This is a genomic window from Streptomyces sp. NPDC048197, from assembly GCF_043202395.1.
Taxonomy (GTDB): Bacteria; Actinomycetota; Actinomycetes; order Streptomycetales; family Streptomycetaceae; genus Streptomyces; species Streptomyces siderophoricus.
In genome coordinates this window covers 284,932-299,232 of the sequence record NZ_JBIDAJ010000002.1, presented here as the reverse complement: position 1 = coordinate 299,232, position 14,301 = coordinate 284,932, and the positions used below count along the sequence as shown (strand labels likewise).

General features: G+C 69.2%; 10 protein-coding genes. 3 read left to right on the top strand and 7 right to left on the bottom strand.

Annotation, left to right across the window (positions count from 1 at the left end; all coding sequences use genetic code 11):
- Positions 1-73: 73 nt before the first annotated feature.
- The 3 genes from ACGF4C_RS04410 to ngcE all read right to left on the bottom strand — a co-directional run bounded on the left by ACGF4C_RS04410 (position 74) and on the right by ngcE (position 3,468).
- Positions 74-1,042: a carbohydrate ABC transporter permease gene (locus ACGF4C_RS04410; RefSeq protein WP_393563159.1), complete on the bottom strand. Its 969-nt coding sequence runs from the start codon at positions 1,040-1,042 to the stop codon at positions 74-76.
- Entirely contained in the window at positions 1,042-1,965 is a 924-nt protein-coding gene (locus tag ACGF4C_RS04405; protein ID WP_393563157.1) for a carbohydrate ABC transporter permease, read from the bottom strand. Before ACGF4C_RS04405 ends, ACGF4C_RS04410 begins: the two co-directional genes overlap by 1 nt.
- A gap of 63 nt (positions 1,966-2,028) precedes the next feature.
- A complete protein-coding gene (ngcE, locus tag ACGF4C_RS04400) occupies positions 2,029-3,468 on the bottom strand; it encodes an N-acetylglucosamine/diacetylchitobiose ABC transporter substrate-binding protein (RefSeq protein WP_393563155.1) in 1,440 nt (479 codons plus the stop codon).
- Between the two features lie 435 nt (positions 3,469-3,903).
- Between ngcE and ACGF4C_RS04395 the strand changes: the two genes are divergently transcribed.
- A complete protein-coding gene (locus ACGF4C_RS04395) occupies positions 3,904-7,320 on the top strand; it encodes a GH92 family glycosyl hydrolase (protein WP_393563153.1) in 3,417 nt (1,138 codons plus the stop codon).
- A gap of 104 nt (positions 7,321-7,424) precedes the next feature.
- Here the strand turns inward: ACGF4C_RS04395 and acnA are convergent, their stop codons facing one another.
- A complete protein-coding gene (acnA, locus tag ACGF4C_RS04390; RefSeq protein ID WP_362136836.1) occupies positions 7,425-10,142 on the bottom strand; it encodes an aconitate hydratase AcnA in 2,718 nt (905 codons plus the stop codon).
- Positions 10,143-10,440: 298 nt separating this feature from the next.
- Between acnA and ACGF4C_RS04385 the strand changes: the two genes are divergently transcribed.
- Both ACGF4C_RS04385 and sigJ read left to right on the top strand, forming a co-directional pair.
- On the top strand, positions 10,441-10,917 hold the full coding sequence (locus tag ACGF4C_RS04385) for a DUF6193 family natural product biosynthesis protein (RefSeq protein ID WP_393563151.1): 477 nt from the start codon (positions 10,441-10,443) through the stop codon (positions 10,915-10,917).
- Positions 10,918-11,013: 96 nt separating this feature from the next.
- Entirely contained in the window at positions 11,014-11,964 is a 951-nt protein-coding gene (gene sigJ / locus ACGF4C_RS04380; RefSeq protein ID WP_393563150.1) for an RNA polymerase sigma factor SigJ, read from the top strand.
- 60 nt (positions 11,965-12,024) lie between these two features.
- On the opposite strand, the gene ACGF4C_RS04375 is transcribed toward sigJ, so the two are convergent.
- From ACGF4C_RS04375 to ACGF4C_RS04365, 3 genes are all read right to left on the bottom strand, one after another.
- Complete coding sequence (locus ACGF4C_RS04375) at positions 12,025-12,789, bottom strand: S16 family serine protease (protein WP_393563149.1); 765 nt, start codon at positions 12,787-12,789, stop codon at positions 12,025-12,027.
- A 243-nt stretch (positions 12,790-13,032) separates the two neighbouring features.
- Complete coding sequence (locus ACGF4C_RS04370; protein WP_393563147.1) at positions 13,033-13,833, bottom strand: nucleotidyltransferase; 801 nt, start codon at positions 13,831-13,833, stop codon at positions 13,033-13,035.
- A gap of 108 nt (positions 13,834-13,941) precedes the next feature.
- Positions 13,942-14,301: a GntR family transcriptional regulator gene (locus tag ACGF4C_RS04365; protein WP_393563146.1), complete on the bottom strand. Its 360-nt coding sequence runs from the start codon at positions 14,299-14,301 to the stop codon at positions 13,942-13,944.

The window sequence follows — 14,301 nt, the reverse complement described above, 5'->3', positions numbered from 1 at the left end:
AGGCACCCCGAAACCAGCACAGCGCACCGGCCTCCCGCCGGCAATCCGGCGGGAGGCACGGTCTGATCAGGCACTACTTGAGCGCGCCGGCGGTCAGCCCGGCCACCACCTGGCGCTGGAAGATGATGTAGGCGGCGAGAACCGGGAGCATCGCGATCGTCAGACCCGCGAACAGTCCCGACCAGTCGCCCTTGTACCCCTGGCTCACCGCCAGGGCCACCAGTCCCTGGGTGAGCATCTTCTTGTCCGGATCACCGACGTTGAGCACCGTCGGCAGCAGGTACTGGTTCCACTGCCCGAGGAAGTTGAAGATCCCGACGCTGATCAGACCGGGTTTGGCCATCGGCAGCATGACCTGGAAGAAGGTGCGGGTGTGCGAGGCGCCGTCGATCAGCGCGGCCTCGGCCACCGAAGTGGGCAACGTCCGGAAGAAGCCGCTCAGGAAGAAGACCGTGAACGGCAGCGAATAGGCGATGTAGACCAGGATCAGGCCGTGGTAGCTGTCCAGCAGCGTCATGTTCTTCATGACGAAGAACAGCGGCACCAGCGCCAGGATGACCGGGAAGCCCATGCCGCCGACGAACAGGAAGTAGAGGAAGCGGTTGCCGGGGAAGTCGAAGCGGGCCAGCACATAGGCCGCCATCGACCCGAGCAGCATCGTGCCGATCAGCGAACCCCCCACGACGATAAGCGAGTTGAGGAAGTACTGGCCCATGTTCGCCTTGTCCCAGGCGCGGGCCCAGTTGTCGAAGTGCAGCACCGAGGGCAGGCTCCAGGGCGAGCCGAAGATCTCGGTGTCGTCCTTGAAGGAGCTGACCACCGCCCAGAGCAGCGGCATGGTCACCAACAGGCCCCAGATGACCAGGACTCCGTGCGAGAAGACGTTGAGGACCCGGCCCTCGCCGCCGCCGTCCCGGCCGGCCGTGCCGTCCGGGCCGCCGCGTCCGGCGCGCGGTCCGGGCACCCGTGAGGTGGCCCCGCCGGGCGGCCCCTGCTCCTTGGTGACGCCCGGGAGGTCCGCGGGGTCGGTCTGCGCGCTCATCAGAACTCCAGTCGCTCGCGGCGTCCCAGCCGCATGACGATGCCCGAGAAGATCAGGGTCACGATCAGCAGGGAAACGCCGATGGCGGTCGCATAACCGGCCTGACCGTCGCGGAACGTCTTCTGGTACACGTACAGCGGAAGGACCTCGGTCGAATAGTCGGGACCGCCCGGGCCGACGCTCATGATCTGCACGAACGCGAAGGCCGAAACGTCCAGGGCGAGAATCCCCATATAGATCCAGCCGGTCTGCACGGTGTCCCACAGCAGCGGCAGGGTGATCCGGAAGAAGGTGTTGAAGCGGTTCGCGCCGTCCAGCAGCGCGGCCTCGTAGAAGTCCTTCGGAATGGAACTCATACCGGCCGAGAACAGCACGACGTAGAAACCGACATTGGCCCACACCATGGCGGCCATCACGCACCACAGCGCGAGCTGCGGATCCCCCAGCCAGTCGGGCTGCACACCGTCGAGCCCGATCGCTTCGAAGAACGCGTTCAGGGCGCCGCTCTCCGGGTTGTAGGCGAACTGGAAGAGCAGCGCCACGATCGGGACCGACAGCACCTGCGGGAAGAAGTAGAGGATTTTGTACGCGCCCGAGCCGCGCACCCCGCCGATGACCGCCTTCTTCCGGCGGCGGCCACCGACGTTGAGCATGAACGCGAAGAACAGCCCGAGCGAGAGCGTCACCACCGGCAGCAGCAGCAACAGCGTGACGCTGTTGCCCACCGCGGCCCAGAACACCTCGTCCTGGAAGAGGCGGGCGTAATTGTCGAACCCGACCACCTGCAAGTCCGGACTCAGTCCGGTCCAGTCCGTGAAGGAGTAGTAGATGGCCTGGAGGAATGGCGAGATCACGAAGATCGCATAAATCGCCAGCGGGAGCACCAAGAACCCCGCGATGAAACGGTACTTACCGTGTTTCATGACTACCGATCCCGCTCTCTGCCTGCGTGCCCACCGCCGGTGACGCGTCGGACGACGTATCGGTCAGCGCTTGTACTTCTTCACGCTGGAATCGTCGCGGGTTTCGTCCGCATACTTCTGGATCTTCGCGATGGCCTCGTCGGGCGTCATCCGGCCGGCCATCATCTCGCCCAGCGCGCCGACCCCGATGCGTTCCTTCTGCAGCGCCACGTACCAGTCCTGCAGCCGCGGATTGACGATGTTCTGGCCCGCCTTCTCCAGCGCGGCCTGCGCCGATGCCAGGCCCGGCGGCAGCTTCAGTCCTTCCGTGCCGCCGTTGAGCGAGGTCAGCGAGGACACCTGCTTGATGAAGTTCTGCGCGGACTGCTTGCTGAGCATGATGCGCAGCAATTCCATGCCGCCCTCGGCGTTCCGGGCCTTCCTCGGGACGATGTACGGCTCGCCGCCGGACGCCCAGATCGTGCCGTACGGCATCTTGTCGGAGGTGGACAGGCTGGACGGGGCGCCGACCGCGAGGTCGAAGTGCGGGTTCTTCGCGATCTGCTTGGCCGACTCGTTCTCCACCCAGGAGCCGTTGGGGATGAACAGCGCCTTGCCCTCGGCCCAGGCCTTCTGCGACTGGAGGTGGTCCAGGCCGGGCGAGCCCTTCAGCACATAGCCCTTGCGGTACAGCTCGTAATAGGCCTCGAAGGCCGCCTTGACCGCCGGGTCCTTCCAGGCGTTGGGCTCCAGATTGTCGATCTTCTTCAGGACCTCTTCGCCGCCGATCTTCGCGATGAACGGGTAGAGGCTGAAGGGCAGGTAGTACGGGTACTTACCGGGGTAGGTCCAGCCCGCGACGCCCTTCTTCTTGGCCTTCGCGCAGAGCGCGAGCATGTCGTCCCAGGTTTCGGGGTATTCCGCGTCGAGCTTCTGCAGATTGCTCCGGGAGTACCACACCCCGTACACCGTGTAGGCGTAGTAGAGGATCCAGGTCTCCTTGCCGCCGAACTGCCCCATTTCCACGACGCCGGGGCGCAGGGTGTCGCGCACCTTCTTGTCCGGGTCGTCGACGGAGGGGGCGTCCAGGAGCGGAGTGAGGTCGGTCAGCTGGTCCTTGGCCACCAGCGTGCCGAAATCCATCTGTTCGGCGCCGGAGTTGTCGACCAGGTCCGGGGGGTTTCCGCCGTTGAAGCGCGGCTGCAGGGTCGACTGGATCTTCTGGGTGGAGGACAGTTTGACCTTGCCGTCGGCCTTCGGGAAGGCCTTGACGTACAGGGCCTGGGCGTCCTTGGCGTATTTGTCGCCGAATCCGCCGTCGAAGATGACCACGTCGAGGCCGGCCGACTCGTTGACCGCCAGCGGATTCTTCGCCGACTTCTTGCCCTTTTCGACCTTGTCCTCGTCGCCGCCACCGCCGCTGGCACAGGCGGACAGCACGCTCATGGCCGGTACCGCGACGATCCCCAGGGCAGCGGCTCGCTTGACCAGATCACGACGATTGAATTCTGAGGTGGATCCCATGCTCAAGTCCTCGCCTTCTTCAGGACTCAGGCGGTGTACCGGAGCCACCCCGGCACCGCGGGTCAGATGAAGCTGAGTTGTACGGGATGTGCACCGGGCCTGCTAGAGAAATGCGGGTCAATCATCCGTTCCCCGCCTTCCCCCCGGATCCACGGCCTTGGTCGTACGGCCGGTCGGACGCCGACAGGTATAGTCCACTTCCAGCCGAAGGGGCAAGATCGAATGCAGGGTTGGCCGGGCATCTTTCCCTAGTTGAGACCTCGCGGACATGCGGCGCATCCGCCGCCGGTGGTCCGCCGGATCACCCCGCGACACGACCGGCACCCCGATCGCAGCGACACCCTTGACACCAAAGTCCCCACGCACGTTACTTATCTCTGTTTATCTTGGCGCCATTCAACTGACAACGATGTCAATCTGGTTGAGAGGGCTCGCGTGCGGATCCGACACCGGCACCGTCAGCTGCGGGACATCACCCGCCCGGCCGCCCTCACCGCGGCCGTTCTGCTCGTCCTCACCCTCCCCGGCCCGGCCCAGGCCGCGCCGCCCCACCTCCCCCGCGCGGACGGGGAGTTCAGCTCCTCCTTCGAACCGGGCCAGCCCCGCCCCGACTGGACCGACACCACCGAGACCGGTCCCGACGGCAGACCCCGGACCTCCGGCGTGAGCCCGGAGACCACCCCGGCGGCGCCCGGCATGAGCACCCGCCCCGACACCGGTCCCACCGACTCCCCCACCGCCAAGGCCCACGCCGGCTTCACCGGCGGGCATGCGCTGCGCTATGCCGGCACCCACACCGCCGACGGCCACGGTTACGCGTACAACAAGATCTTCGACGTCAACGTCCCGGTCACGGCGTCCACCTCGCTCTCGTACCTGGTCTTCCCGGAAATGACCAGAACCGATCTGTCCTACCCCGCGACCCATGTCGCGGTCGATCTGGCCTTCACCGACGGCACCTACCTCAGCGACCTGTCCGCGGTCGACCAGTACGGCGCCCCGCTGACCCCGCAGGGCCAGGCCGCGTCCAAGACCCTCTACGTCAACCAGTGGAACCACCGCACCTCGCGGATCGGCGCGGTCGCCGCCGGCAGGACCGTCGACCGGATCCTGGTCGCCTACGACGCGCCCAAGGCCCCCTCCGACGCGCCCGCCTTCCGCGGCTGGGTCGACGACATCAGCCTCCGGCCCACCCCGCCGGAGGAACCGCTCGCCCATCTGTCGGACTACGCCGTCACCACCCGCGGCACCCTCTCCAGCGGCAACTTCTCGCGCGGCAACACCTTCCCGGCCACCGCCGTCCCCAACGGCTTCAACTTCTGGACCCCGGTGACCAACGCGAACTCCGCCGACTGGCTCTACGAGTACGCGCGGAAGAACAACGCCGACAACCTGCCCACCCTCCAGGCGTTCAGCGCCAGCCACGAACCCAGTCCCTGGATGGGCGACCGGCAGACCTTCCAGGTGATGCCGTCCGTCGCGGACGGCACCCCGGACGCCTCCCGCACCGGCCGCGCACTGCCGTTCCACCACAGCAACGAGACCGCCCGGCCGCACTACTACGGCGTGACCTTCGACAACGGCCTCAAGACGGAGATCACCCCGACCGACCACGCCGCGCTGATGCGCTTCACCTTCCCCGGCGACCGGGCGAGCCTGATCTTCGACAACGTCAACAACAAGGGCGGGCTGAGCCTGGACACCGACCGCGGTGTGGTCACCGGCTTCTCGGACGTCCGCAGCGGGCTGTCCGTCGGCGCCACCCGGCTCTTCGTCTACGGCGTCTTCGACGCACCGGTGACCGGCGGCGGCCGGCTGGAGGGCGGGGGCGGCAAGGACGTCACCGGTTACCTCCGCTTCCGCCCGGGCGCCGACCGGACCGTGACGATGCGGATCGCGACCTCCCTGATCAGCGTGGACCAGGCCCGGGCGAACCTGGACCGGGAGATCCCGGCCGGCACCGCCTTCGGCACCGTCGAGCAGCGGGCCCAGGCGCAGTGGGACGCGCTCCTCGGCCGCATCGAGGTCCAGGGCGCCACCCACGACCAGCTGACCACCCTCTACTCGAACCTCTACCGGCTCTACCTCTACCCCAACTCCGGTTTCGAGCAGGTCGGTTCGCGCAGCCGCTATGCGAGCCCGTTCTCCCCGCAGACCGGCCCGGACACCCCGACCCGGACCGGATCGAAGATCGTCGACGGGCAGATCTACGTCAACAACGGCTTCTGGGACACCTATCGGACCACTTGGCCGGCTTATTCGCTGCTCACCCCGCGGCGGGCCGGGAAAATGGTCGACGGTTTCGTCCAGCAGTACAAGGACGGCGGCTGGATCTCGCGGTGGTCCTCGCCCGGATACGCGGACCTGATGACCGGTACGAGTTCCGACGTGGCCTTCGCCGACGCCTATGTCAAGGGCGTGAAATTCGACGCCGAGGCCGCCTATGCCGCCGCCGTCAAGAACGCCACGGTCGCCCCGCCCGGCTCCGGCGTCGGCCGCAAGGGCATGAACACCGCGCCCTTCCTCGGCTATACGAGCACCGACACCCGTGAGGGCATGTCCTGGGCGCTGGAGGGCTGTCTCAACGACTTCGGCATCGCCCGTATGGGCCAGGCGCTCTACGAGAAGACCAAGAAGCCCCGCTACAAGGAGGAGTCGGACTATTTCCTGGGTCGCGCCCGGAATTACGTCAAGCTCTTCGACGACCGGATCGGCTTCTTCCAGGGCAAGGACGCCGAGGGCCACTGGCGGCTGCCCCCGGAGAAGTTCGACCCCCGGGTCTGGGGCAATGACTACACCGAGACCAACGCCTGGACCGCCGCCTTCACCGCACCGCAGGACACCCGGGGGCTGGCCAACCTCTACGGCGGCCGCGCCGCGCTGGCGAAGAAGCTGGACGCCTACTTCTCCACCCCGGAAACCGCCGCCAAGGAATTCGCCGGCTCCTACGGCGGGGTGATCCACGAAATGACCGAGGCCCGCGACACCCGGATGGGCATGTACGGCCACAACAACCAGCCGTCGCACCACATCGCCTATCTCTACGACGCGGCCGGGCAGCCCTGGAAGACCCAGGAAAGGGTCCGGGAGGCGCTCTCCCGGCTCTATCTCGGCAGTGAGATCGGCCAGGGATATCCGGGCGACGAGGACAACGGCGAGATGTCCGCGTGGTACGTCTTCAGCGCGCTCGGCTTCTACCCACTGGTGATGGGCCAGGGCGAATACGCGGTGGGCTCGCCGCTGTTCCCCAAGGCCACGATCCATCTGGAGAACGGCCGCGATCTCGTCGTCAAGGCCCCGCGCAACAACGCCCGCAACGTCTACGTCCAGGCCCTCCGGGTCGACGGAAAGCCGTGGAATTCCACCGCGCTGCCGCACCGGCTGCTCGCCCGCGGCGGCACCCTCGAATTCACCATGGGCGACCGGCCGTCCTCCTGGGGCACCGGCCCGCACGCCGCGCCCACGTCCCTCACCGAGGACGACGAGGTGCCGGTGCCGCCGGCGGACTCCACCGACCCGTCGGCCGGCCCGCTCTTCGACAACACCTCCGACACGGCGGCCCCGCTCACCGCGGCGCCGATCGACCTGCCCCGGCCGGCCCGGGTCACCTCGTACACGCTCACCTCGGCCGACCGCGGCACCGCCCCGGCCGGCTGGCGGCTGGAGGGCTCCGCGGACGGCACGCACTGGACACCGCTGGACCGCCGCTCCGGCGCATCGTTCGCCTGGGACCGGCAGACCCGGGTCTTCGCGCTCGCCCACTCGGCGGACTACCGGCACTACCGGCTGGTGCCCGACGGCACCGCCACGCTCGCCGAGGTCGAGCTGCTGGGAGCGCCGGCCGGCCGGTGACCGGGGGCGGTGACGCCACCGCGCCCATGCGGACGGGCCGCACCCCCTCGGCAGAGGGAGTGCGGCCCGTCGTGGCGCTGCTGCCGGGTTGCGGCTGCCGGGGATTACTTCCCGATCAGCGACCGCAGCACGTACTGCATGATGCCGCCGTTGCGGTAGTAGTCGGCCTCACCGGGGGTGTCGATGCGGACGACCGCGTCGAACTCGACGCCCGTGTCGGTGGTGACCTTGACCGTGCGCGGCGTGGTGCCGTCGTTCAGCTCGGTCACGCCGGCGATGGAGAAGGTCTCCTCACCGGTCAGGCCGAGCGACTCGGCGGAGCCGCCCTCGGGGAACTGCAGCGGCAGCACGCCCATGCCGATGAGGTTCGAGCGGTGGATGCGCTCGTAGGACTCGGCGATGACGGCCTTGACGCCGAGCAGCGCGGTGCCCTTGGCCGCCCAGTCGCGGGACGAGCCGGAGCCGTACTCCTTGCCGGCCAGGACGACCAGCGGGATGCCCTGGTCGATGTAGTTGCGCGAGGCGTCGTAGATGAAGGAGACGGGGGCGTCGGCCTGCGTGAAGTCGCGGGTGTAACCGCCCTCGGTGCCCGGCGCGATCTGGTTGCGCAGGCGGATGTTGGCGAAGGTGCCACGGATCATGACCTCGTGGTTACCACGGCGGGAGCCGTAGGAGTTGAAGTCGCGACGCTCGACGCCGTGCTCGGTGAGGTACTGGCCGGCCGGGGTGTCGGCCTTGATCGCACCGGCCGGGGAGATGTGGTCGGTGGTGACCGAGTCGCCCAGCTTGGCGAGGACGCGGGCGCCGCTGATGTCCTGGACCGGCGCCGGCTCCATCTGCATGCCCTCGAAGTACGGGGGCTTGCGGACGTAGGTGGACTCGGCGTCCCACTCGAAGGTGTTGCCGGTCGGGACCGGGAGCGCGTTCCACTGGGCGTCGCCCGCGAAGACGTCGCTGTAGGACTTGGAGAACATGTCCTCGCCGATGGCGTTGGCGACGACGTCGTTCACCTCGGACTCGCTCGGCCAGATGTCCTTCAGGTAGACCGGGTTGCCGTCCTGGTCGGTGCCCAGGGCGTCGCGCGTGATGTCGACCTTCATCGAGCCGGCGAGGGCGTAGGCGACGACCAGCGGCGGCGAGGCCAGGTAGTTCATCTTGACGTCGGGGTTGATCCGGCCCTCGAAGTTGCGGTTGCCGGAGAGCACCGAGGTCACGGCCAGGTCGTGGTCGTTGACGGCCTTGGAGACCTCCTCCGGCAGCGGGCCGGAGTTGCCGATGCAGGTGGTGCAGCCGTAGCCGACGAGGTTGAAGCCGACCTTGTCCAGGTACGGCGTCAGACCGGCCTTGTCGAAGTAGTCGGTGACGACCTTCGAGCCCGGGGCGAGGGTGGTCTTGACCCACGGCTTGCGGGTCAGGCCCTTCTCCACGGCCTTCTTGGCGACCAGCGCCGCGGCGACCATGACGTACGGGTTCGAGGTGTTGGTGCAGGAGGTGATGGCCGCGACGGTCACCGCACCGTGGTCGAGGGTGTAGGTCGAGCCGTCGGGGGCGGTGACGGTGCAGGGGTTGGACGGCGCACCGTTGGGGTGCACGGCCGGGGCGTCGGAGGCCGGGAAGGACTCCTGGCCCGCCTCGTCCACCACGTCGACGTAGTTGCGGACGTCCAGCTTGAACTGCTCGGCGGCGTTGGCGAGGACGATGCGGTCCTGCGGGCGCTTCGGGCCGGCGATCGACGGGACGACGGTGGAGAGGTCCAGCTCCAGCTTCTCGGAGAAGTCGGGCTCGGCCTTCGGGTCCAGCCAGAGGCCCTGCTCCTTGGCGTACGCCTCGACCAGGGCGACCTGCTGCTCGGAGCGGCCGGTCAGCTTGAGGTAGTTCAGGGTCTCGTCGTCGATCGGGAAGATCGCGGCGGTGGAGCCGAACTCGGGCGACATGTTGCCGATGGTGGCGCGGTTGGCGAGGGAGGTCGCGGCGACGCCCTCACCGTAGAACTCGACGAACTTGCCGACGACGCCGTGCTTGCGCAGCATCTCGGTGATGGTGAGCACGAGGTCGGTGGCGGTGGTGCCGGGCTTGAGCTCACCGGTCAGCTTGAAGCCGACGACGCGCGGGATGAGCATGGAGACCGGCTGGCCGAGCATCGCGGCCTCGGCCTCGATGCCGCCGACGCCCCAGCCCAGGACGCCCAGGCCGTTGACCATCGTGGTGTGCGAGTCGGTGCCGACCAGGGTGTCGGGGTACGCCTGGCCGCCGCGGACCATGACGGTGCGGGCCAGGTACTCGATGTTGACCTGGTGGACGATGCCGGTGCCGGGCGGGACGACGGCGAACTCGTTGAACGCCTTCTGGCCCCAGCGCAGGAACTGGTAGCGCTCCTTGTTGCGGCCGTACTCCAGCTCGACGTTCTGGCCGAAGGCGTCCTTCGTGCCGAACTTGTCGGCGATGACGGAGTGGTCGATGACCAGCTCGGCCGGCGCCAGCGGGTTGATCTTCGCCGGGTCGCCGCCCAGCTCCTTCACGGCCTCACGCATGGTGGCGAGGTCCACGACACACGGCACACCGGTGAAGTCCTGCATGATCACGCGGGCCGGCGTGAACTGGATCTCCTGGCTGGGCTGGGCCTGCGAGTCCCAGTTGCCGAGCGCCCGGATGTGGTCGGCGGTGATGTTCGCGCCGTCCTCGGTGCGGAGCAGGTTCTCCAGCAGCACCTTCAGGCTGTACGGCAGACGGGCGGAGCCCTCGACCTTGTCCAGCCGGAAGATCTCGTACGAGTCGTCGCCCACCTGCAGCGTGCTGCGGGCGTCGAAGCTGTTCGCCGACACGACAGTCTCCTTCATGCATGAATTCGCGCGTACCACCGCATCCTGCCGTCACGGGCTTTCGCCCCATCCGCTAAGGTGAACCTAAGTTAGGCTCGCCTTACCAGCGCGGCAGCGGTACGCCTCTCGGCAGATATCTCGATGTCGAGATAACTCTAGTACATCGAGGCGGCGCGGTCATGCCCTGACTTTTGTCCTGTCCCAGGGAACTCCCCGACCGTTCGCACCGAAATGTGACCGCGCAGCGCCGCTGCCCGGCCGAACCGTCCCCGGGGCGACGACGCAGGGGCAGACTGTAGTGATGAGCCTTGACGATCCCACCCGTGCGGGGCACCGGCCGATACCGCCGAAGCCCGACTTCGCCGATCTGGTGACAGCCCACGGTGGCGGGCCTGCCGGAGCGGGCGAGGCCAGGTGGCAGCGGCTGATACGGGTCTGGCAGTGGAATCGTGAACGTCACGAGGCCCTCACGCCGGGAAGGCCGTACCCGAGCATCGTCCCCCTCCTGGAGGCCTGCCGTGCAGATCCGCGCCTGGGGCAGCTCCACCCTTTCACCAGCCACTTCACCGTGAACCTCAGCAGCCGGCCCCGCTATCCGTATGTTGTTCAGGCGGCCATCACCCCGTTGCACGACGGACGGTTCCGGGTCCACCATCCCGGCGCTTCCACCGTGCCCTCTCACTGCACTACCGCCGAGGAGGCCGTCGCCCTTGCCGCCGCCCAACTCGCGGACGGGCTCGCGCCCCCGGCTACCGACGGCGCCGACCTGGGCGGGTGACACAGCGCGACACTGCGTCACGCCACGCGACCGTCACATCGTGCCGGTCCGCCACGTCATCCTCATGACGCACCTCGACGGGGAAGCAGGAGAGCGATGACCGACACCCAGTGGCTGGCGGAGCAGTTCGAGCAGAACCGGAGGCATCTGCGGGCGGTGGCCTACCGAATGCTCGGCTCGCTCAGCGAGGCGGATGACGCCGTGCAGGAGGCCTGGCTGCGCCTGAGCCGGTCCGGCGTGGACGGGGTGGAGAACCTGGGCGGCTGGCTGACCACGATCGTGGGCCGGGTCTGCCTGGACCAGCTGCGGATGCGCAAGGCGCGCCGTGAGGACCCCCTCGACACACATGTCCCTGAGCCGATCGTGAGCTCCCCGGACCGCGTCGACCCTGAGCAGGAAGCACTGCTGGCCGACTCGGTGGGGCTCGCCCTGCTGGTCGTTCTGGAGACCCTCTCCCCCGCCGAACGGCTGGCGTTCGTGCTCCACGACATGTTCGCGATGCCCTTCGACGAGATCGCGCCGGTCATCGACCGTACGCCGGCCGCCACCCGGCAGCTCGCCAGCCGCGCCCGCCGGCGGGTCCGGGGCACGGCGCCGGCTCCGGACACCGATCTCACCCGCCAGCGGGAGGTGGTCGACGCCTTCCTCGCCGCCTCACGCGGGGGCGACTTCGACGCGCTGCTCGCGGTGCTCGACCCGGACGTGGTGCTGCGGGCGGACGCCGGTGCCGCGCCCGGCGGCATCTCGAAGCTGGTCCGCGGGGCCCGGCCGGTCGTCGAACAGGCCCTGCTGTTCTCCCGGTTGGCACTGTCCGCCCGGCCGGCCCTGGTCAACGGTGCGCCGGGGGTGGTCACGGTGCACAACGGCCGGCTCTTCTCCGTCATGGGCTTCACCTTCGCGCACGGAAGGATCGTCGAGATCAACATCCTGGCCGACCTCGCGCGGCTGCGGCGGCTGGACCTGACCATCCTTGACGAGAACGAGAACGAGAACGAGATCGAGGGCGAGGGCGAGGGCGAGGACGAGGACGCCGAGGTCACCGACTGACGGCGAGGAGCGGTCAACTGGCCTGGGAAGGCGGGCACTTGAGGTGTCGCGTGGGCGACCTCAGCAGTGCGGGACCGTGCCACCGCGGGCCAGCGCGCGCAGCGCCTGCACCGCGCTCTTGAGCGTGGTGACGGGGACCAGCCGCAGCCCCGCCGGTGCGGGCTGGACCTGCGCGCACTCCTCCTCCGGTACGAGGAAGACGCTCGCCCCGTCGCGCCGCGCCGCCTGCGTCTTGAGCGCCGCGCCACCGACCGCACCCACCGTGCCGTCGGCGTCGATCGTCCCCGTACCGGCGATGGTGCGGCCACCGGTGAGGTCGCCGCCGCTGCCGTCGCCGGCCAGCTTGTCGACGATGCCGAGCGAGAACATCAGCCCGGCGCTGGGCCCGCCCACATCGTCGAGCGTCAGCTTGACCTTCACCTGGTCCGGGTCCTTGTGCAGCAGCCCGAGCGCCGCGGCGACGGCGGACCGCTGGGAGGACTTCATGTCCGCGCGGTTGTGCTGGGCGACCTGCGCATCGGACTTTCCGGAAGGAAAGACGGCGTCCCTGGGCATCACCGCACGATCCGGACGGAACCAGGCGTCGACCACCTGACCCAGGTGGATGTCGACATGCGGCCCGGTCGCCTGGATCGCCACCATCCGCAGCTGGCCACGGGTCTTGCGCACCGGGGCGCCGCTGACGGCGACGACCTCCCCGCCGCCGTGCTTCCCGAGCACGTCCGTGGTCTGCCCGGGCCGCGCCACCGAGTACGGCAGCGGCGCGAACCCCACCACGGCGAGCAGCGCCACCAGCGGCACGACACCGAGCGCGATCCCCCGCACACGGGCGCGGGACCGGGGACGGCCGGGTGCCGGGGCCGGCGCAGGCGTCTGCGGGGGCGTCGACGTCGGTGTCGGCCTCGATGTCGGCCTCGATGTCGGGGCTTCGTCACGGGAGGGGCGAATGGTCACCCGGCCCAATCTAGGACACGGCAATTGCCCGCTTTCACCGACCCCGGAACGCCGCGCCCGTCCGACCCCGTCACCGCCTCAACTCCGAGCGGGCTGAGGGCAGTTGATGCCTCATTACCGTCCCGTTCCGTACGTCGCAATGGTCCGGTCGATGGCCGGGCCGAGGAAGGCCCGGGTGAGGTCGGCGCGGTGAAGGTGCCAGGGCGAGGGATCGGGGCGGCCCGGGTCCGCGGGTGCGAGGGCGGGCCGGGGGCCGTACCGCCGGTTTTTGATGTCGGTGACGACGGCGTCCGGGGCGCCGAGTTCGCCGAGGACGGTCAGCGCCTCGGCCTTGGTGATGAGGGTGCCGTCGCGCAGGGTCACCGTGGCGCGGGCGAGGGTCAGCAGTCCGAGGTCGACCCAGCCGTCCTGGAGCCAGCGCGCCGGGTCGTCCAGCGCGGGCCGCCAGTAACTCCGCAGGTCGTGACGGATGTAGGCGGCGAGCTCGGCATCGCTCACCGGCGGGAGCAGCGCACCGGGGGCGTCACCGGAGAGGACGCGGCCGAACGTGTGGAGTTCGCGCCGGGTGACCGGGGTGACCGGGCGGTGCAGCACCTCCCGGTGGGCCCAGGTGAGGTGGCTGCGTCCGGGGTCGGCGGCGGAGTCATCGGCGACCAGGTAGCTGCAGTGCAGATGCCGGGCGAGCGGGTCGTCGGCGTCCAGCGTGCGGTGCAGCGCACCGATGTCCCGCTCCTCCTCCGGGGTGGCGGGACAGTCGAGGACCGCGATCAGGTCGAGGTCGCTGCGGCCCTCCTGGTAGTCCCCGCCGCCCAGCGACCCGTGCGCCCACAGGGCCCGGAGCGGCAGTCGGGTGTGCAGGTCGGTGCGGAAGCGCTGGAGGAGGGCGTCGGTGCGCCGGTCCTGGGTGGGTTCCATGGCTGCAGTGTGACCCCGGATGGCGCAGCACGGGGAGAGGCCGCAACGGGCGGGCGGCCGGCTCCACACCGTTCCGCCCGCCCGTCACTGCCCGTCCGCCCGCCCCCCTCATCGCCCGTTCAGCCCCACCCGCACCACCCCCACGATCTCCTCGTCCGAGAGCCCCAGTTGGCGGGCTTCGGCGATCAGGCGGGCGGCGGTCTCGCCGAGGCGGGCGCGGGCCGGCGCGGTGCTGCCGGTGACGACCGCGCCGCGGCCGCGGCGGAGTTCGATCAGGCCCTCTTCCTTGAGGCGCTGGTAGCCGCGCAGGACCGTGTGCACGTTCACGCCCAGGGACGCAGCGAGTTCGCGGGCGGCCGGCAGCCGCTCCCCGGTGCTGACACTGCCGTCGGCGATCGCGCCGCGGACCGATGCCGCGATCTGGTCGCCGAGCGGGACGGACGAGCCGGGATCGACCCGGAAGAGCAC